Annotated in this window: 17 protein-coding genes; 7 read left to right on the top strand and 10 right to left on the bottom strand. The window is 71.6% G+C overall.

Features of this window, described 5'->3' with window-relative positions:
- Positions 1-49: 49 nt before the first annotated feature.
- The 3 genes from purL to ABD893_RS06505 form a co-directional block, all read right to left on the bottom strand.
- Positions 50-2,398 (bottom strand): phosphoribosylformylglycinamidine synthase subunit PurL, encoded by a 2,349-nt coding sequence (gene purL / locus ABD893_RS06495; RefSeq protein WP_425548351.1) that lies wholly within the window; start codon positions 2,396-2,398, stop codon positions 50-52.
- Positions 2,399-2,518: 120 nt separating this feature from the next.
- Complete coding sequence (locus tag ABD893_RS06500) at positions 2,519-4,708, bottom strand: acyl-CoA dehydrogenase family protein (protein ID WP_345077097.1); 2,190 nt, start codon at positions 4,706-4,708, stop codon at positions 2,519-2,521.
- Positions 4,705-5,433 (bottom strand): TetR/AcrR family transcriptional regulator, encoded by a 729-nt coding sequence (locus tag ABD893_RS06505; protein WP_345077099.1) that lies wholly within the window; start codon positions 5,431-5,433, stop codon positions 4,705-4,707. The genes ABD893_RS06500 and ABD893_RS06505 overlap by 4 nt, the downstream gene beginning before the upstream one ends.
- 221 nt (positions 5,434-5,654) lie before the next feature.
- Between ABD893_RS06505 and ABD893_RS06510 the strand changes: the two genes are divergently transcribed.
- From ABD893_RS06510 to ABD893_RS06520, 3 genes are all read left to right on the top strand, one after another.
- Complete coding sequence (locus tag ABD893_RS06510; RefSeq protein ID WP_345077100.1) at positions 5,655-6,977, top strand: acetyl-CoA C-acetyltransferase; 1,323 nt, start codon at positions 5,655-5,657, stop codon at positions 6,975-6,977.
- Positions 6,978-7,044: 67 nt separating this feature from the next.
- Positions 7,045-8,385 carry a 3-oxoacyl-ACP reductase gene (locus ABD893_RS06515; protein ID WP_345077103.1) on the top strand — a complete coding sequence of 447 codons (1,341 nt, stop codon included), beginning with the start codon at positions 7,045-7,047 and terminating at the stop codon, positions 8,383-8,385.
- 101 nt (positions 8,386-8,486) lie between these two features.
- A complete protein-coding gene (locus tag ABD893_RS06520) occupies positions 8,487-9,440 on the top strand; it encodes a MaoC/PaaZ C-terminal domain-containing protein (protein ID WP_425548358.1) in 954 nt (317 codons plus the stop codon).
- Positions 9,441-9,638: 198 nt separating this feature from the next.
- Here the strand turns inward: ABD893_RS06520 and ABD893_RS06525 are convergent, their stop codons facing one another.
- Positions 9,639-10,619 (bottom strand): nucleoside hydrolase, encoded by a 981-nt coding sequence (locus tag ABD893_RS06525; protein ID WP_345077106.1) that lies wholly within the window; start codon positions 10,617-10,619, stop codon positions 9,639-9,641.
- A 60-nt stretch (positions 10,620-10,679) separates the two neighbouring features.
- Between ABD893_RS06525 and ABD893_RS06530 the strand changes: the two genes are divergently transcribed.
- From ABD893_RS06530 to ABD893_RS06545, 4 genes are all read left to right on the top strand, one after another.
- Positions 10,680-11,078: an MmcQ/YjbR family DNA-binding protein gene (locus ABD893_RS06530; RefSeq protein WP_345077109.1), complete on the top strand. Its 399-nt coding sequence runs from the start codon at positions 10,680-10,682 to the stop codon at positions 11,076-11,078.
- Positions 11,079-11,122: 44 nt separating this feature from the next.
- Positions 11,123-11,953, top strand: coding sequence for a MerR family transcriptional regulator (locus ABD893_RS06535; RefSeq protein WP_345077112.1), 831 nt, complete (start codon positions 11,123-11,125; stop codon positions 11,951-11,953).
- Positions 11,954-12,091: 138 nt separating this feature from the next.
- Positions 12,092-13,222 carry a pirin family protein gene (locus ABD893_RS06540; protein WP_345077115.1) on the top strand — a complete coding sequence of 377 codons (1,131 nt, stop codon included), beginning with the start codon at positions 12,092-12,094 and terminating at the stop codon, positions 13,220-13,222.
- 5 nt (positions 13,223-13,227) lie between these two features.
- Positions 13,228-14,496, top strand: coding sequence for a class I SAM-dependent methyltransferase (locus ABD893_RS06545; protein WP_345077117.1), 1,269 nt, complete (start codon positions 13,228-13,230; stop codon positions 14,494-14,496).
- A 166-nt stretch (positions 14,497-14,662) separates the two neighbouring features.
- On the opposite strand, the gene purQ is transcribed toward ABD893_RS06545, so the two are convergent.
- The 6 genes from purQ to ABD893_RS06575 all read right to left on the bottom strand — a co-directional run bounded on the left by purQ (position 14,663) and on the right by ABD893_RS06575 (position 19,490).
- Complete coding sequence (gene purQ, locus ABD893_RS06550) at positions 14,663-15,388, bottom strand: phosphoribosylformylglycinamidine synthase subunit PurQ (RefSeq protein ID WP_345077120.1); 726 nt, start codon at positions 15,386-15,388, stop codon at positions 14,663-14,665.
- Complete coding sequence (gene purS, locus ABD893_RS06555; RefSeq protein WP_345077123.1) at positions 15,388-15,657, bottom strand: phosphoribosylformylglycinamidine synthase subunit PurS; 270 nt, start codon at positions 15,655-15,657, stop codon at positions 15,388-15,390. The genes purQ and purS overlap by 1 nt, the downstream gene beginning before the upstream one ends.
- A gap of 181 nt (positions 15,658-15,838) precedes the next feature.
- The gene (locus tag ABD893_RS06560; RefSeq protein WP_345077126.1) at positions 15,839-16,480 is read right to left on the bottom strand and encodes a response regulator; all 642 of its coding nucleotides are present in this window, start codon (positions 16,478-16,480) and stop codon (positions 15,839-15,841) included.
- On the bottom strand, positions 16,470-17,741 hold the full coding sequence (locus ABD893_RS06565; protein ID WP_345077130.1) for a sensor histidine kinase: 1,272 nt from the start codon (positions 17,739-17,741) through the stop codon (positions 16,470-16,472). The genes ABD893_RS06560 and ABD893_RS06565 overlap by 11 nt, the downstream gene beginning before the upstream one ends.
- Positions 17,728-18,606 (bottom strand): ABC transporter permease, encoded by an 879-nt coding sequence (locus ABD893_RS06570; protein WP_345077133.1) that lies wholly within the window; start codon positions 18,604-18,606, stop codon positions 17,728-17,730. The genes ABD893_RS06565 and ABD893_RS06570 overlap by 14 nt, the downstream gene beginning before the upstream one ends.
- Complete coding sequence (locus ABD893_RS06575; protein WP_345077136.1) at positions 18,603-19,490, bottom strand: ABC transporter ATP-binding protein; 888 nt, start codon at positions 19,488-19,490, stop codon at positions 18,603-18,605. The genes ABD893_RS06570 and ABD893_RS06575 overlap by 4 nt, the downstream gene beginning before the upstream one ends.
- Between the last annotated feature and the right edge of the window lie 145 nt (positions 19,491-19,635).

The raw sequence follows: 19,635 nt of genomic DNA on the forward strand, positions 1-19,635 counted from the left end.
CCCCGTACACGCAGTCGCGTGTGCCGGGAGGCCCTCGTGCTCTCTGCGGTCAGCCGAAGTAGCGAGGCAGGGTGCCGTCCCGCAGCTCCCGCAGCTCACCCACGGTGAAGGAGCCCACGCCCTCGAACGCCAGGGCGCTGCCGCCGGTGCTGCCGAGGCGCAGCAGCGGCACGCCATGCTCGGCGGCCAGCGCCGTGAACCGCTGCTCCTGCGCTGCGGGCACGGAGACCAGCGCACGGCCCTGCGACTCGGAGAACAGGGCGTTGGTGAGATCCACGCCGTCGCGCTCCACCAGGCCGGCGAGGTCCACCTGGGCGCCGGTCCCGAAACGGGTCACCGCTTCCACCAGGGCCTGGGCCAGGCCTCCCTCGGAGAGGTCATGCGCCGCGGTGGCGAGCCCCTCCTCGGAGGAGGTGATCAGCACCCGGGCCAGCGAGCGCTCGGCCTCGAGGTCGACCTGCGGGGGCATGCCGCCCAGGTGCTGGTGGAGGACATCGGCCCAGGCCGAGCCCGAGAGCTCCTCCCGTGTGGTGCCCAGCAGCAGCACGGACTGACCGTCGGCCTGCCAGCCGGAGGGGACGCGGCGCGCAACATCCTCGAACACACCGAGCACGCCGACCACCGGGGTGGGGTGGATCGCGGAGTCGATGAGTCCCGGCTCACCCGTGGAGTTGTAGAGGGAGACGTTGCCGCCGGTGACCGGGACCTCGAGGGTCTCGCACGCCTCGGCGAGCCCACCGATCGCCTCGACCAGCTGCCACATCGGACCCGGATCCTCGGGGGAGCCGAAGTTCAGGCAGTCCGTGATCGCGAGCGGCACCGCGCCGGAGGTCGCCACGTTGCGGTAGGCCTCGGACAGCGCCAGCTGCGCGCCGGTGCGGGGATCGAGCTTGGTGTACCGGCCGTTGGCGTCGGTCGCGAGGGCGATGCCGCGGCCCGTGGCCTCGTCGATCCGCAGCACGCCGGCGTCGTCGGGCATCGAGAGCGCGGTGTTGCCGCCCACGTAGCGGTCGAACTGGTCGGTGACCCAGTTCTTGGAGGCGAGGTTCGGGGAGGCGATCAGGGTGCGCAGCGTCGCCGCGAGCTCCTCGGCGGTGCCGGGGCGGGGGAGCACCTCTGCGGTGTCGGCCTGGAGCGCGTCCTGCCAGTCGGGCCGGGCGTAGGGGCGGTCGTAGACCGGGCTGTCGATCGCGACCGTCGCCGGGTCCACGTCCACGATGCGGTGTCCGTGGTGGTCGATGGTGAGGCGGCCGTCTCCGGTGACCTCGCCGATCACCGCTGCTTCGACATCCCACTTCGCGGCGATGGCCTGGAACTCGGCGAGCTTCTCGGGGTTCACCACGGCCATCATGCGTTCCTGGGACTCGCTCATCAGGATCTCGCCGGCGTTCAGGGTGGGGTCGCGCAGCAGCACCTCTTCGAGGTGGATGTGCATTCCGGAGCCGCCGTTGGCGGCCAGCTCGCTGGTGGCGCAGGAGATGCCGGCGGCGCCGAGGTCCTGGATGCCCTCGACAGTGTCGGCGGCATACAGCTCGAGGCAGCACTCGATGAGCACCTTCTCCATGAAGGGGTCGCCCACCTGGACGCTCGGGCGCTTGAGGGGGCCGTCCTCCTCGAAGGTCTCCGAGGCGAGGATCGAGGCGCCGCCGATGCCGTCCCCGCCGGTGCGGGCGCCGAAGAGGACCACCTTGTTGCCGGCGCCGGTGGCGGCGCCGAGGCGAATGTCCTCATGGCGCATCACGCCCACGGCGAGCGCGTTGACCAGGGGGTTGGTCTGGTACGAGGAGTCGAACACGGTCTCGCCGCCGATGTTCGGCAGGCCGAGCGAGTTGCCGTAGCCGCCCACTCCGGCGACGACGCCGTGGACCACGCGGGCGGTGTCCGGATGGTCGATCGCACCGAAGCGCAGCTGGTCCATCACTGCGACCGGTCGGGCGCCCATCGAGATGATGTCGCGCACGATGCCGCCGACCCCGGTGGCCGCGCCCTGGTAGGGCTCGACATAGGAGGGGTGGTTGTGGGACTCGACCTTGAAGGTCACCGCCCAGCCGTCGCCGATATCGACCACGCCCGCGTCCTCGCCCATGCCCACCAGGAGCTTCTCGTGCATCTTCTCGGTGGTGTGCTTGCCGAAGGTGCGCAGGTGCATCTTGGAGGACTTGTACGAGCAGTGCTCGGACCACATCACCGAGTACATGGCGAGCTCGGCATTGGTGGGGCGGCGGCCGAGGATCTCGCGGATGCTCGCGTACTCGTCATCCTTGAGCCCGAGGTCGGCCCACGGCTGAGCCTGCTCGGGGGTGGAGGCGGCATGCTCGACCGTGTCGACGTCCGCGGGCGTGCCGTGCGGGGTGGAGGGGGCGAGGTCGGCGGTCATCGCGGTTTCGGGTCCGTTCATCACGAGGGCTGGGGTGCGGGCGGGCCATGAGGGCCCGGACCCGGCGACCACAGTCTACGATCGCGGCGCCCGGCAGGGCGGACCGGGGCAGGTGCTGAGACCCGGGCCGCCCTGGGAGGCTCAGGGGGCGACGCTGCTGCGGGAGCTGGCCGCCCGCTTCGCCTTCTTCGCCTGGTCCCGGAGCGTCTTCTCGCTGACCGGCGCGGACTTGCTGGCACGCTGGGCGCGGAAGTACGCGGCGGCCTCATCCTGGCGCTCCTGCTCCCCGCCCAGCGCGATCGGCGCCCGCACGTGGCCGGGGCGGATGTCGAAGGCGGCGACCAGATCGAGCACATGCGGGCGCAGACGCCACAGCAGCCGGCGCAGATCGTTGTCGATCTGACGGCCGCGCTGGGTGGAGATCATCCCGCTGAGCAGGAACCAGGCCAGGTCATCGTTGATCGCGGTGAGTCCGAACAGATCCCGCACATCGGTGAGCACCGCCCGGGAGCCCTCAGCTCCGGGGCCTTCGAGTCCCTCGATCCCGGCGGTGAAGGCGCGCCAGCGCACCAGATCGGCGTGGGCGCGAGCGGCGTCCAGCATCTCCACCTGGTGCTTGTTGACCTCGGAGGCGGCGTCGGCCGGGCTCATCTTCCCGGCGCCGCGCAGCGCGAGGGCGACCTCCTCGACCTTGATCCGGGCACGGTCGGCGAGCATCTCCTCCTGGAACTCCGCCTGGCGCATGGAGTCGAAGGCGCGTCGGGAGTTGCCGCGATCGGCGACGCTCTGGCCGAGGCGTGCCCAGGGGGTGTGACGTTTGGCGAGCACCTCGGCGCGCTGCGCGATGAAGCGGCCGATCCCGGCGCGGTCCACGCTGCTGAGCTCGGAGGTGTAGTCGGACAGCAGACGCTTGGCGACCAGCTGCAGCAGGACGGTGTTGTCGCCCTCGAACGTCGCATAGACGTCCAGGTCCTGGTGGAGCCCCACCAGCTGGTTCTCCGCCATGAAGCCGGCGCCGCCGCAGGCCTCGCGGCACTCCTGGACGGTGTCCAGCGCGAGCCGGGTCGAGGTGGGCTTGAGGGTCGCGGCGAGGGTCTCGAGGTCCTCACGGGACTCGGGGTCGTCGGCCCGGCCGGAGAACACGTCATCGAAGGCCTGCAGCAGCTGCTCGTGCGCGAAGGCGCCGGCATAGGTCTCGGCGAGCTTCGGCAGCAGGCGGTGCAGGTGTGCCTGGTAGTCCATCAGCACCGTCTCCTGCGTGGGATCCGCGGCGCTGAACTGGCGGCGCTGGGTCGCGTAGGTGATCGCGATATGCAGGGCGAGCTGGCTGGCCCGGATCGCGGAGCCGTCCAGGGAGACCCTGCCCTGGACCAGGGTGCCGAGCATCGTGAAGAACCGGCGGCCGGGAGACTCGATGGGGGAGGTGTAGGTGCCGTCGGGTGCGACGTCGCCGTATCGGTTCAGCAGGTTGGTGCGGGGGATGCGCACCTGGTCGAAGGCCAGGCGTCCGTTGTCGATGCCGTTCAGCCCACCCTTCTCGCCGTCGTCCTCGCTCGAGATGCCGGGCAGCAGCTCCCCGGCCGCGTCCCGGACCGGGACGTAGAAGCAGTGCACGCCGTGGTCCACGCCGTTCGTGATCAGGCGTGCGAACAGGGTCGCGGCCTTCGCATGGATCGCCGCATTGCCCAGGAAGTCCTTCCAGGCGGCGCGGAACGGGGTATGGATCACCCACTCCCCGTCCTCCCCGCCAGCGGGGTCGAAGGTGGCGGTGGTGGCGAGGGACTGGACGTCGGAGCCGTGGCCGATCTCGGTCATCGCGAAGGCGCCGGGAGTGGTCAGGTCCATCGCATCGGGCACCCAGGCGTGCTGCTGCTCCTCACTGCCCAGCTGGATGATCGCCGAGGTGTACAGGCCCCACTGCACTCCGGCCTTGATCTGCAGGGAAGGGTCCGCGACGACCAGCTCCTCGAAGGAGGCGACGTTGCCTCCGTTGTCGTTGGGGCCGCCGAGGTGCTCGGGCAGCATCCGGCGGGAGACGTCGTCCTTCACGAGGAGCTGGAGCTGTTCGTAGACGCGCTCGCGATGCTCGGCGACGGAGGCGTCGAGCGGTCGGTGCAGCTCGGGGCGGGCGGCGCGCTCACGGGCCTCGAGGCGGGCGTCGGCCCACTTGCCCAGCAGGGCCTCGGAGACCTGCGCGATGTCGAGCCGGGGGCTCCCGCCGGGCGGGATCGAGATGGGTCCGGTGGGATTGGCGGTGGTCGTCACGTCGGAGACCTCCGCCGTGGCGGGGGAAGTGGTGGTGGCGGGTGCGGTGCGGGAATCGGTGGTCATGCGTGCAGTCCCTTCATGAGCCAGGTGACCAGGTGGGTCACGAGCTGATCGGAGGTGAGTGGGGTGGTGCGCTGGGCTGCGTTGCCCGGGTCGGTCGGGTCGGTCGGGTCGGCTGAGGCGTGTGAGGCGTGTGAGGCGTGTGAGGCGTGTGAGGCGTCAGCGGTCTCAGAGGCCTCAGAGATCTCAGAGGTGTCGTGATCAGTCATCCAGACGTCGACGGCGCGTTCGACGAAGCCGACGGAGCCGTGGGCCCAGACCTGCGGCGCCGGGATCTCGGCGGGCAGGAAGGTCGCGACCAGTCGCGAGACCGAGGACAGGAAGTGGTTCAGCCCGTCGCTGGGCCGGGTGACGAACCGGTACACGCCGGGTGAGCGCTGGGCCGTCTCGACGTAGGCGCGGATCATGGCGTGGATCCGCTCGTCGGCCTCGGGTTCGCGGCCGACGCGAGCCTCGAGGACTCGCATCTCCTCCAGCAGCTTGCCGTGCATCGTGGACAGGATGCTGCGCCCCAGTGCGCGCTGGAGCTGGGCCTTGTCCTCGAAGTAGCGGTAGACGATGGACTTGGAGGTGCCGGAGGCCGCGGCGATGTCCTCCATCGTCACATCGGGGCCCTGCTCATGGATGAGGTGCCGAGCCACATCGAGCAGCTCGGCACGTCTCTCTTCCCGGTGGCGGGCCCAACGAGCCGATCGGCCGTCCACGGAAGCTTGCGTCGTCGCGTTCACGAGACCTAGGGTATCAAGTACCGCCGGTTCTATGTAAAGTGTTCCGCAGAAGATCCCGGAGAACTCCTGCGGGAGCGCGGGCGCTCAGACTTCCCGGGCTCTCGCGCCCCACGATCACCACGAGCCCGCACCGTGAACCACCACCACGAACCAGGACCGGGAAGCTTCGCGGTGACCCGAACCATTGCACAGACCACAGCGACCACGAAGAGGTGCACCCAGTGACCCAGCACGACTCCCCGCGCGACGCCCTGATCCTCGGCGGTAACAGGATCCCCTTCGCCCGTTCCGGCGGCCCCTACGCCGGCATCTCCAACCAGGACCTGCTCACCGCGGCGCTCGACGGCCTCGTGGCTCGCTTCGGGCTGCAGGGTGAGAAGCTCGGCGAGATCGCCGGCGGCGCTGTGCTCAAGCTCGCCGGTGACCTCAACCTCACCCGCGAGAGCGCCCTGGGCACACCCCTGGACCCGCGCACCCCGGCGATCGACATGTCCAAGGCCTGCGCCACCAGCCTCGAGACCGTGATCCACGTGTCCAACCGGATCCAGCTGGGCCAGATCGACTCGGGCATCGCCTGCGGCGTCGACTCCGCCTCGGACTCACCGATCGAGGTCACACCGCGCCTGCGCCGCATCCTGCACCGCGCCTTTGCCGCGAAGACCACCGGCCAGCGTCTGAAGGCCTTCAGCGCGATCCGCCCGGCCGACCTCGCCCCGGTCCCGCCTCGCAACGGCGAGCCCCGCACCGGGCTGTCGATGGGAGAGCACCAGGCGCTGACCACCGCCGAATGGGGAGTGACCCGCCAGGCGCAGGATGAGCTCGCGCTCGCCTCTCACAAGAACCTCGCCGCCGCCTATGACGCGGGCTTCTTCGATGACCTGGTCACCGGCTATCGCGGCCTGTCCCGCGACCAGAACCTGCGCGCCGACTCCACACTCGAGAAGCTCAGCTCCCTCAAGCCCGTCTTCGGGACGAAGTCCCCGCAGGTCGCTGAGCCGAGCATGACCGCCGGCAACTCCACCCCGCTCTCCGACGGCGCCTCCTCGGTGCTGATGGGCAGTGCCGAATGGGCCGCCGAGCGCGGACTCACGCCGCTCGCGCGGGTGGTCGACGCCCGCAGCGCCGCCGTCGACTACGTGCACGGGGACGAGGGCCTGCTCATGGCTCCCGCCTTTGCGGTGCCGGAGCTGCTCGATGCGAACGGGCTCTCCCTCCAGGACCTGGACTTCTACGAGATCCACGAGGCCTTCGCCTCGACGGTGCTGAGCACTCTGAAGGCCTGGGAGTCCGAGGAGTTCTGCCGGGAGCGGCTGGGCCGCGGCGGAGCGCTGGGAAGCATCGACCGCGCCAAGCTCAACGTCGCCGGCTCCTCGCTCGCGGCGGGGCATCCCTTCGCGGCCACCGGGGGGCGCCTCGTCGCGACCCTCTCCAAGCTCCTGCACGAACGGGCCAAGGAGACCGGCCGCGTCCAGCGCGGGCTGATCTCCGTGTGCGCCGCCGCCGGTCAGGGCACCGTGGTGCTGCTCGAGTCCGTCACCGACTGAGTCCTGACTGAGTCCTGCCGAATCCACTCCGCCACCCCGCACCCGCCGTTCTGAACCGGAGGTTCCCATGACCGACGCCTACACCCGCTTCACCCGTTCCGCCCCCGGCGGTGCCCTCGCCAAGCAGCTGGGCCTGCCGCGTCCCTCGAAGCTCCCGCGCCGCTCCGACCGACCCGAGCCCGTGCTCGGCCCGGTCGTGGTGCTGGGCGACTCCGCCGGGGCCGACGAGATCGCCCGACTGCTCCTGCTCTGGGGCGCCGACGTGCGCCGCCGCTTCGAGGAGCTGCGGAAGGTCGGCTCCGTGATCATGGTGGCCGACGAGATCGCCTCGCCCGCGGATCTCGGCCCGCTGGTGCTCCCGCTGGGCAGTGCCATGCGCAGCCTCGCCCCCGGTGCCCGGGTGATCACCCTGTCCCGTCCCGCCCGCGGTGAGGACCCGGCGCAGGACGCCGCCCGCGGCGGTGTCGAGGGCTTCCTGCGCTCCCTCGCCCACGAGATGCGCGGAGGGGCGACCGCCAACGGCGTCCTCGTCGAGGACGGTGTCGCGCTGGATGCTCCCGGCGTGATCGGCGCGCTGCGCTTCTTCCTCTCCGCCCGCAGCGCCTTCGTCACCGGTCAGCTGCTCACCGTCTCCACCGGCGACGGCAGCCGGACCGAGAACGACACTCTGCCGCTGGCCGGACGCACGGCGCTGGTCACCGGCGCCGCGCGCGGCATCGGCGCAGCGATCGCCCGCACCCTCGCGGCAGACGGCGCGAAGCTCGTGGTGCTCGACGTCCCAGGCGCCGGCACCGAACTTGCACGGCTCGCCAATGAGCTGCGCGCGGTGCCGATCCAGCTGGACGTCACCTCCCAGGGAGCAGGGGAACGACTGGTCAGCTTCCTCCGGGAGCGGGGACTGATCCTCGATGTGATCGTCCTCAATGCGGGGATCACCCGCGACAAGCTGCTGGCCAATATGACCCCCGACCGCTGGGACCCCGTCCTCGCGGTGAACATCACCAGCCAGATCACCCTCACCGAGGCGCTGATCGAGGCGGGTGACGTGCTCGGCGAGCAGCCACGGGTGGTGTCCCTCGCGTCCACCAGCGGCATCGCCGGCAACCGCGGCCAGACCAACTACGCCGCCTCGAAGGCCGGCGTGATCTCCTTCGTCGACGCGCTCGCCGGGAAGCTCGAGGCGCTGGGCGGCACCGCCAACGCCGTCGCCCCCGGCTTCATCGAGACCGAGATGACCGCCAAGATGCCAGCCCTCACCCGCGAGGTGGCACGCCGGGTCAACTCGCTCCAGCAGGGTGGGCTGCCCCTCGACGTCGCCGAAGCGATCTCCTTCCTCTCCTCCGCTGAGGCGGGCGGGATCCGCGGTGAGACGCTGCGCGTGTGCGGTCAGAACATGGTCGGGAAGTGAGCGCCATGCCGAGCCCCTCGGACTCCAGCACCTCGCAGCGGAGTTCCTCGCAGCGGAACTCGTCGCCGCAGGGCTCGTCGCCGCAGGGCGGCACCGAGCAGATGAAGGACCTCGCCGACGTCCCCTCCTTCCCCGCCGTCTACGCCGCCGCGCTGGATCCGCGCGGAGGCCGCGCTCGAGGAGGCCGTTGCCGCGGAGAGCCGGTGCTCCCGAGCACCGCCTACCGGGTGCGCTCCGTGCGGATCGACGCCGACCGTTCCCGCGACTTCGACCACCTGATGGGCGGGCCGGCCACCGATCTTGTCCACCCGGGCGTGCTGCACGTGCTCGCCTTCCCGGTCTCCCTCGCCCTCATGGCACGGCGGGACTTCCCCTTCCCCCTGCTGGGCCTGGTGCACCTGCGCAACCAGGTCCTCCAGCATCGGCCGGTGCGGGTAGGCGAGCTGGTGGACGTCGAGTGCCGGGTGCGGGACCTTCGCCCCCACCGCAAGGGGCGCACCTTCGAGGCGGTCTCCACGATCCTCGGCGAGGACGGCGAGATCATCGCCACCGACGTGTCGACCTACCTGACCAAGGGCGGCGCGCCGTCGTCCGAGGCGCTCGGCACTGGGGCGCCTTCCTCGGAGATGCCGGCCTCGGAGGCCTCCTCCGAGAGCGGCGGCCGCGCCGAGCGTCGTGCCTTCGACGCGCCGACGCCGACGGGCCGCTGGTCACTGCCGGCCGACACCGGTCGGCGCTATGCGGCGGTCTCCGGTGACGTGAACCCGATCCACATGTCAGCGCTCAGCGCGAAGGCCTTCGGGTTCCCTTCGGCGATCGCGCACGGGATGTACACCGCCTCTCGCGCGTTCACCGAGGCGCGCGTGGACCTCTCCCGGCCCCTGCGCTGGGACGTCTCCTTCGACGCTCCGGTGACTCTGCCCGGCACCGTCCTGGTCGCCTTCGAGGATGACAAGGATGCGGGCACGGTCACCTGCACCGGCTGGCGCGCCGGTCGCGGGGACAAGGGACCGCGCCAGTGCTTCACCGTCGAGGTGACCACGCTGGGCGGGTGAGCCGGAGCAGCACTGAGCCGCCTGGCAGCATCGAGATCGACCTTGGGCGCTCCTTCTTCTCTGGAAGCTGCGCCAAAGGTCGATCTCGCGGTGGGCTGGGAACGGTGAGTCGGAGCAGCATAGAGAGTGCGGTGGGAGATGCTCTCGCAGCGTGCAGGCGCCGCCGATGCAGCGGCCGACGGTTCAGTGGCTGATGGCTCAGCCTCGTCGGCCGGTCCGAACCAGTCCGTTCTGCAGCGTCTCCAGCAGGTGGCCGATGAACTCCGCGGCCCGCACGTCAGTGAGCACTTCGACGTTCGGCTCCCGGCCCCACCGGCCCAGCTCGTCGCCGACCGTCTGGCCGCGGGTCAGGGTGCCCGCGAGCTCGACATCCACCGCGAGCGGGCGGGTGGCCGCGAAGTCGCCCGTGACCGCGTGGGCCGTGACCAGCGGGTCGTGCACATGCGCCATCCAGCCGAATCCGTCGGCCTCATGGAACTCGAAGTAGAAGCGCAGAGCATCGACCAGGATCTGCGCGACCGGGTGCCCGGTGGTCTCGACGAGCGCCACGAAGCGGTCCAGGGTGTCCTGGGTGAAGCGGACCGCCTCGGTGGCCTCGAGCGAGCCGAGCACCGGGCGCTGCGGCGCGCCGGTGAACGCGACGAGCACGCGCTGAGCCGCCTCGGGATCCACGGCGATGTTCCACTCGCTCGTGGGGCCGGTGTTGCCGCGGTGGTTGATCGCCCCGCCCATGATGTGCAGGCGCTTCAGCAGTCGAGGCAGCTCGGGCTCGATCTCCAGCGCCAGGGCCAGGTTCGTGTGCGGGCCCAGCACCAGGGCCACCAGCTCGCCGGGTCGGGCCCGGGCGAGGTCCACCCACAGCTGCGCTCCGCTGCGCGGATCTCCGGCGAGGATCGGCTCAGGGAGCTTCGCATGGCCGATCCCGCTGGGGCCGTGGGTGTCGTCGGCATACATCGGCTCCTGTACGAGCGGCCGCTCCGCGCCCCGCGCGATCGGCGCGTCGATGCCGAGCAGCTCGGCGAGCACCAGGGCGTTGCGGTGCACCAGCCCCACCTCGACATTGCCGCCGGTGGCGATGAGGCCGGCGATCTCGACCTCCGGATGCGCGGCGAGGTAGCTCAGCGCGATCGCGTCGTCGATGCCGGGATCGAAGTCGACCAGAAGGGGAATCGAAGCCATGCGCTCAGCGTACGGCCGCCGAGGGTGGCGCCGTCCGCGCCGCTGCGGGAGGATCGCGGTATGGCGCATCCGCAGATGTTCGATGACGACGATCCGTTGCTGGAGCAGGTGCGCGCGATCGCGCTGGCCCTGCCCGGCGCGCTGGAGAAGGTCAGCCATGGTCGGCCCGCCTTCTTCACCACCAGGGTCCACTGCTACTACGGCGGCTCGGTGAGGATCGAAGGGGAGTGGCATGCGCACGACCAGGCGGTGATGCTCCACCTGCCGCCCGCTGAGACGGCGGCGCTGGGCCAGGACCCGCGCTGCTTCGTCCCGGCCTACCTCGGAGCCTCCGGCTGGATCGGTCTGGATCTGGACGAGCGGACCGACTCCCAGGAGCTCGCCGAGCTGGTCGAGGAGTCCTACCGCACGGTGGCGCCGAAGCGGCTGGTCGCCCGTCTCGACGATGCAGCGCGATGAGCACACTTGACCCTCACGCGACGTCAGGCCGGAGGGTGGAGCCCATGACCGAGACGACAGTGCACGAGGGCCTCACCGTGGGCCGCATCGCCGACCTCGTCGGCGTGAGCGTCCGCACCCTGCACCACTGGGATGCGATCGGCCTGGCGTGCCCGAGCGGGCGCACCTGGTCGGGGTACCGCCTCTACGACGCCGACGACGTGGCCCGGATCCACCGGGTGCTCGTCTACCGCGAGCTCGGTCTGGCGCTCGCGCAGATCGGAGAGATCCTCGATGACCCCTCCGTCGACCCGCGCGAGCACCTCCTTCGCCAAAGGACGCTCCTCGCAGAGCGGATCCGACGGCTCGAGAGGGCGGCGCACGCCGTCGACGAGATGATCGAGAGGACCGACATGACTGACACGACCGGCCAGGACCAGAGCCCGGTGAACCTCACCCCGCAGGAGCAGGCCCGCATCTTCGGCACCGACTGGGACCCCGCCTACCAGGACGAGGCGCGCGAGCGCTGGGGCGGCACCGACGCCTGGAAGCAGTCCGCCGCGCGCACAGCGCAGCGGGACGCCGGGCAGTGGCAGGAGATCAAGGACGAGACCGAGGCCGTCGAGGCCGCGCTCGCCGAGGCCTTCGCGCGAGGTGCCCAGCCGGGGAGCGAGGAGGCTGATGCGCTCGCCGAGCGTCACCGCGCCTCCATCGACCGCCACTACGACTGCACCCTCTCCATGCAGGTGGTGCTGTCCCGGATGTACACCGAGGATCCGCGCTTCGCCGCCCACTACGACGAGCGGGCCGACGGCCTCGCCGTCTGGGTGCGGTCCGTGATCGAGGAGAATGCCCGCGCCCACGGCGTGGACCCGGAGACCGCGATCTGGGAGTGACACTGCGGCCTGGCGCGAGCTGCCGCTGAGCGGGCGCGCTGCCGCGGACTGCGCACGTTCGGGGTGACCCGCCGTAGGGAGAGAGGTGTCGGGGGAGCGGCACCTCTCCTCGTGCGGCGGGCGACCTAGACTCGGGCCATGAGCGCCTTCGAGGATTTCGTGTTGCTCGCCCCGCGCGAGGTACCGCTCGGTGGGCCGCGCGGGATGACCGTCCACCGCACCCTGCCCGCCCGAGCGACCTCCTTGATCGGCGCCTGGTGCTTCGTGGACCACTTCGGGCCCGATGACGTCTCCACCGGCGGCGGGATGCAGGTGGCCCGCCACCCGCACACCGGGCTCGCGACCGTGTCCTGGCTGTTCGACGGTGCGATCACCCACCGCGACTCCCTCGGCAGCCACGCCCTGGTCCGCCCCGGGGACGTGGACATGATGGTCGCCGGCTCCGGCATCACCCACTCGGAGTTCTCCGCCCTGGACACCACGATCCTGCACGGCATCCAGCTCTGGTACGCGCTGCCGGACCGGACTCGCTACGGAGTGCAGCGATTCGAGGTCTCCACCCCACCTGTGATCGGGAACGACGATGCCCGCGCCCGAGTGGGCCTGGGGAGCTTCCGCGGCGAGCTCGAGGACGGCACCGTGCTCGAGGACCGCAGCGCGACCGAGACCGACACTCCGCTGAGCATGGTCCAGCTCGATCTGCGCGCCGGCAGCACCCTGCGCATCGCGCTGGACCCCGGCCACGAGTACGGCCTGCTCGTGGACCGCGGCGCCGCGCAGCTCACCGCCGTCGGACCCACCGCGGACGCCGAAGCTGGCAGCGCCGCACGACCCGCCGTCGACGCGGCATCCTCCGACGAGGGACCGCTCACCGGAGACCGGAGCGCCCGCGCCGCCGAACGCGAGCTGCTGGTGCTGCCCGACGGTGCCACCGTGCTCGAGATCCGGGCCGAGGAGGGGGAGGACCTCCGCGCGATGCTGCTCGGCGGCGAGCCGCTCGGCGAGGACATCCTGATGTGGTGGAACTTCGTGGGCCGCAGCCATGAGGAGATCGTGGAGTTCAGGGCCCGCTACCAGGCGGAGATCGGTGCGGAGGGTACGCTCGCCGAGGCCCCGATCCACCCGGAGGCCCGCTCGCGGGGCGGCCTGTCGGCCGATGCCGAGCAGTTCGGCCCCTTCGCCCCGCACACCCCCGCGGCATTGCCCGCTCCCGCACTCCCCAACGGCCGGCTGCGCTCGCGCGGCCGCGTCGGCATTCCGAAGGACTGAACCCCGTGCCCCAGAACCCCGCAGCAGACCCCTCCGACGCAGATCCCTTCGCCTCAGATCCCTTCGAGGGGGATCTCTTCGCTGACGAAGCCGTCGACGCACCTCCGGTTGCGCCTGCGCCTCAGGGCCCGGACCAGACCGACCGCGTGATCATCGCCGCGGCCGAGGAGCTCGGTGCCGGTTGCCCGTGCGACCTGGTCGTGGTCGACGACGCGACCGGCGAGCTCACCGCGTTCGCCCTCGCCTCCGTCGCCGAGCACCCGGATGCCGTGGTGCTCAGCTGGACCTCCTCCCTCCCGCTCGCCGCGACGTTGCGAGAGCGCTTCGCCACGCAGATCGAGGCCGGTCGCCTGCGGGTCCCTGCAGGCCCCGAGACGATCCCGCTCGAGCAGGCGGCCGCGGAGGTCGAGGGGCACCTGCGGGTGCTCATGCGGCTGCCCAAGGCCGTCCACGCCCTCGAGGACCGCGCCCGGCGACTCGCCGCGGCGGTCCGGTCCGGCGGTCAGGACGGTCTGGAGATCATCGCGGGCGGCCGCGTGAAGCACATGACCCGGGCTCAGAACGACGCGCTCGCGACGGTCTTCTCCGAGGTTCGTGCGAGCCGCGGCATCGGCAAGTCACGCGCCCTCATCGCGACCGGTCTGCGGGAGTCCGCCGCGGCCCCGGCTGCGGCCGAGAGCTCCGCGCGGGTCACGGTGCGCGGACAGCAGCGCACGATCGCGCTGCGCGGCATCGGCACAGTCTTCGGCGGAGCTTCGGCCGACGCCGGCAGCCGTCTGCTGCTGGACACCCTCGACCGAGCCCTGGCCGCAGGGAAGCTCACCGCACCCGACGCCCCGCTCACCACCGCCGCGGACCTCGGCTGCGGCAACGGTCTCATGACCGCCTACCTCGCGGCGGCCCTGCCCGAGGCGAACGTGCTGGGCAGCGACGCGGACGCAGACGCCGTCAGCTCCGCCCGCGCGACCCTCGCCGCAAGCGGCCTCGAACGGGACGGCGTCGAGGTGAGCTGGGACGACGCGCTCTCACGAGTCGCCGATGCGAGCCTGGACCTGGTGCTGCTGAACCCGCCCTTCCACGACGGCACCTCTGTCGACGCGACCCTTGTGCAGGGGCTGCTCGACACCGCCGCGCGCGTGCTGCGCCCCGGCGGTCAGCTGTGGTTCGTGCACAACTCCTACCTGCGCTACCGCACCGAGGTGGAGCGCCGGGTCGGTGCCGTGCAGCAGCGCGCCCGCGACCGCCGCTTCACCGTGCTCAGCGCCACCCGCTGACCCGTCCGCTCCCGCCCTGAGACGCCACTCCAGCGGAGCGACGTGAAAAGCCCCGTCACCTGGGCGCAACTAAAAATCCCCGTCAGCGGGGCAAAGTAGGGCGATAGCCTGCGCTATTTCCCCCACTTTGCCCCGCTCACGGGGCTGGGACCGCTGGCGGGGCTGGTCAGCTCACCATGCTGCGCAGCACCGAGGTGAACATCGCCAGGCCGTCGGTGCCGGAGCGGGTGCCCTCGCCGGGCTGGTCCGGGCCGAAGCCGGTCTCGACCGCGTGCTCAGGGTGCGGCATCAGGCCCACGACGTTGCCTGCGGCGTTGGTGATTCCGGCGATGTCATGGCGGGAGCCGTTGGGGTTCGCCTCGAAACCGGCCGGGCCGTGGGTGGCGCCAGCGGCGTAGCGGAACACGATCCGGCCCTCGTCCTCGAGCTCGGCGAGGGTGCGCTCATCGGCGACGTACTGGCCATCCTGGTTCTTCAGCGGAATGCGGATGACCTGGCCCTTCTCGTAGCCGGAGGTCCAGGCCGTGCTCGTGTTCTCGACCGTCAGCGGTTGGTCGCGGCAGAGGAACGCACGGTGCGCATTCTTGATCATCGCGCCGGGCAGCAGATGCGTCTCGCAGAGGATCTGGAAGCCGTTGCAGATGCCGAGCACCGGCATCCCGCCCTTGGCGGCGTCGACGACCTTCTCCATCACCGGGGCGAAGCGGCTGATCGCGCCGGCGCGCAGGTAGTCGCCGTACGAGAAGCCGCCGGGGAGCACGATCGCTTCGACGTCCTGCAGAGAGTCCTCGCCGTGCCAGAGGGCGACCGGCTCGGCCCCTCCGATCCGCACCGCGCGCAGCGCATCCCGGTCATCCAGCGTGCCCGGGAAGGTCACCACACCGATGCGCATCAGGCCTGCGCCCCGTCGGCCTCGTCCTCGACGTCGATCGAGACGACGTCCTCGATGACGGGGTTGGACAGCAGGGTGGTGGCGGCCTCGCGGAGGGAGGCGAGCACCTGGTCGGTGATCTCACCTTCGACCTCGAGCTCGAAGCGCTTGCCCTGGCGCACCGAGGCGATGCCCTCGAAACCGAGTCGCGGCAGTGCGGCGGCGACGGCCTTGCCCTGCGGGTCGAGGATCTCCGGCTTCGGCATGACGTGGACCACGACACGTGGCATGGGGACTCTCCTGGGGGACGACGGCCGCGATGGGGCGGGCCGGGCGGGTGGATCTGCAGTGCGGGTGAGCGGTCGGCACGGGGTCGGCCGACGGGTCGGGCCCGACGAGGACATCGTACCGAGCCGGAGCCGATCGGCGGGGGCCTGCCCACCGTGGGAACGACCTCCCGGTCGCCTCGGTTCAGAGCAGGCCACGTTCGAGGGCCAGGGTCACGGCCCGCGTCCGGTCGTCCACCCCGAGCTTCGTGAAGATCCGCAGCAGATGGGACTTCACCGTCGACGCCGCGATCGAGAGCCGCTGTCCGATCTCCGCGTTCGACCTGCCGGTCGCGACCAGGCGCAGCACGTCGAGCTCACGGGCGGTGAGGGCCTCGGGCCGCGGTGCGCGCAGCGAGGAGGCGATCGCGGCGGTGGCGACGGGGGCGAGGGTGGTGCGGCCGGTCGCGGCGCTCGCCGCCGCCTCGAGCAGCTGCGGCGCAGGGGTGTCCTTGAGCAGGTAGCCGGTCGCTCCCGCCTCGATCGCTCGCAGGATCAGTGCGTCGGTGTCGTAGGTGGTCAGGACCAGCACGGGGACCGGAGACGCGGAGCTGCTGAGCAGGCGCGTGGCCTCGACCCCGTCGGTGCCGGGCATCCGCAGGTCCATGAGCACCACGTCGGGGCCCCGGCCGTCGCGCTGGAGGCGCTCGACGGCGTCGACCGCCTCCTGGCCGGTGCCGGCCTCGGCCACCACCTCGTGCCCGGCGGACTCGAGCACGGCCCGCACCCCGGAGCGGAAGATCGGGTGGTCATCGGCCAGGACCACGCGCAGGGATTCACTCGGCATCGGGCTCGGCATCGGGCACCTCCGGGGTGGTCGCGGTGACGGGCAGGACGGCCCGCAGCGTGGTGCCCGCGCCGCGGGAGGAGACCAGGTGCAGCACCCCGCCCTCGGCTTCGAGCCGGGAGCGCGTCCCCACCAGGCCGTAGCCCGCGGTGGGCAGGTCCACATCGAAGCCGGCGCCGTCGTCGGAGACCTCGAGCAGCGCGTCCCCCTCCTCGCGGGTCAGGCGGATCCGCACGGAGCCCGCGCCGGCATGCCGCTCGATGTTGCGCAGCGCCTCCTGGAGGGTGCGCAGCAGCACCACCTCGGTGCGGGTCGCGACCGAGGACCAGCCGGAGGAGTCCACCGTGGTGCGTACGCCGGTGCGCTGCTCGAGGTCCGCGGCCAGACGGTTCAGGGCCGCACCGAGGTCGAGGGGCGCCTGGGTGCGGGCGATCAGCGCGCGGGACTCGGCGAGGCCCTCCCGGGAGATCTCCTCGATCTGGGCCAGCAGCGGCACGGGAGTGCTGTCGGTCCCGCCCACCCCGCCAGCCCCGTCGGAGCCGCTGGTGTGCCGGGCGGCCTGGGAGAGCATCGTGATCGAGGTGAAGGACTGGGCGAGGGTGTCGTGGATCTCGGCGGCGAGCCGGCCCGCCTCCTCGTCGACCCCGCGCTGATGCTCGAGGACGAGCAGCGCGGAGCGGGTGCGCTCCAGGCTCTGCACGGAGTCGGCGAGCTCCTCGGCCAGCTCCCGGCGTTCGTGGGAGAGGGTCTCGATCTGCCAGATCCAGGTCGCCATCAGCACGGAGAACAGTGCGCTGCCCAGCCCGGTCGCGAGCGCCACCGCCACCCCGGCCGCGCCGCTCTCGAGCCCCCGCGGCAACAGCACCAGGACGACCCCGCCCGCGAGCAGCAGCGTCGCGGCCAGCCCCGCGCGGTAGGTGGAATGCAGCACCCACATCAGCATGAACGCGGCGAAGAGGTGCAGGCCCACGTTCGAGACCCCCAGCAGGGCCACGGCGATCCCGCCGAGCACGATCGTGCTCACCGTGCCGGCACCGGGCAGGCTGCGCAGCACTACCGCCCAGTGCGTGGCGGCGTAGGCGGCGAGCCAGAACGAGACCAGCAGGGCCGTGAGCGGCCCGGGGGAGATCACCAGTCCCAGCAGCGCGGTCCCGGCGACGATCAGGTGGAGGGGCCAGTTGGTGGCCCAGCTCCGCGGCACGCCGTCCAGGGTGCAGAGGTTCCCGCCGGCGATCAGCGTGCGACGCTCAGCCTGCGTCACGAGGACTCCACCGGAACGTGGTCCTCGCCAGCACCAGCATGACGATCAGCCATGAGCTCAACACTAGTGCCGCGAGCACCGGGATCGACAGGTCGTCCAGGCCGAAGGGGGCGATCTCGATCTGCTCCCCGAACTCCTCCGGGAGCAGCGAGAGGCGCAGACCGCGTGCGATCCATGCCTGGGGGAAGACGTAACCCAGGTTCTGCAGCCAGGTGGGCAGCTCCGTCATCGGGATGTAGCTGCCGGAGAAGAAGCTGAGCACCACCGTGATGGGGGCGGAGGCGGCGATCGCGGCCCGGCCCGAGGGCAGCGCCGAGGCGAAGGCGACCCCGGCGGCGGTGGTCGCGGCCGTGCCCAGCAGCAGCACCCAGGCGAAGGTGAACATCTGGTGGGGCATCGGCACGTCGAAGGCGAATCGCGCGACGACCAGCAGCAGGGCCGTTTGCAGGGTGGTGTTGAGGGCCACGAGAACCACCTTGGCGATCAGGTAGGCGCTGCGGGGCATGGGGCTCACCACGAGACGCCGCAGGGTGCGGTCGTCGCGCTCGGTCGCGATGATCTCCGCGGTGGACTGGAAGCCCGAGGTCATCACCGCGGCGGCGATCATCCCGGCGAGGTAGTAGGTGGAGGCCGTGACCTCGGTGCCGTCCTGCAGCGTCCAGGCCTGGTCGAAGATCGTCGCGAAGATCGCGAACAGCACGATCGGGAAGGCGAAGCCGAAGATCACCTGGAGCGGCTCGCGGTAGAACTGCAGCAGCTCGACGCGGGTGCGCACGCCGACGGCGCGCAGCAGGGAGGGGGAGCGGCGGGAGCTGGCCGACGTCGGGGCGGCAGGAGGCTGGGCGGGAGCGGTGGTGGCGCTCATCGGGGTCCCTCCGAGACGAGGCCGAGGTAGATCTCCTCGAGGGAGGGGCGGCGCACCTCGAGATCGGGCAGGCGGCGATGGGCGGCCAGCAGCTCGCGCAGCAGCGGCTCGGGGTCCTCGACCACGCGCGCCTGCGGCCCGTCGGGGCCGGTCCAGGTGACCGTGGAGAGGGTGCCGTGGGCCCGACGGATCTCGGCGACGGTGCCCTCGGCAACGATCCGCCCGGCACGCAGCACGGCGGCGCGGTCGGCCAGGAACTCGACCTCATCGAGGTAGTGGCTGGTCAGGACGATGGTGGTGCCGAGCCGGCGCAGCTCCCGGATCAGCTCCCAGAACTCGCGCCGCGCGGCCGGGTCGAAGCCGGTGGTGGGCTCGTCGAGGAACAGCAGCTCCGGCCGGGAGACGATCCCGGTGGCCACGTCGAGGCGTCGGCGCTGCCCGCCGGAGAGGCTCGCGATGCGAGCGCCGGCCTTCTCCGCGAGGCCGGTCGCCTCGAGCAGCTCGGGGACGTCCCACGGGTCCTCGCAGTAGGCCGCGTACTGGGAGACCATCTCCCGCACCGTGAGCGAGGCGCGCTCGCTGCCGCTCTGGGCGACGATCCCCACCCGGTTGCGGTCCCGGCTGCCGAGCGCCGTCGGGTCCAGGCCCAGCAGGTCGATCGTGCCGGACTCGCGGTGTCGCAGCCCCGTGCACATCTCGAGGGTGGTGGTCTTACCGGCGCCGTTGGGGCCGAGCAGCCCGAAGATCGTGCCCCGGGTGACACGGAATGACACATCGTCGACGACGCGGCGGCCGCTGTAGGACTTCACGAGGTGGGAGACGGCGAGGGCGGGCGGAGGGTCTGCGGCGGGTGCCGGGGTCGGGGCGGTCCGTGTGCTGGTCATGGCTCGAGTCTGGGAGCGCGGCGATGCAGTCGGTACCACCGAGTAGCCACGATCGCCTCCACCGATCGGTGGAGGCGAGCACGCGCCGGGGGGCCGCCCCCTGTGCAGACGGTGCCGACGGCGATAGGTTCGAGGGACCGTCGCA

It is taken from the genome of Brachybacterium paraconglomeratum (assembly GCF_039541415.1).
In the GTDB taxonomy this organism is placed as follows: Bacteria; Actinomycetota; Actinomycetes; order Actinomycetales; family Dermabacteraceae; genus Brachybacterium; species Brachybacterium paraconglomeratum_A.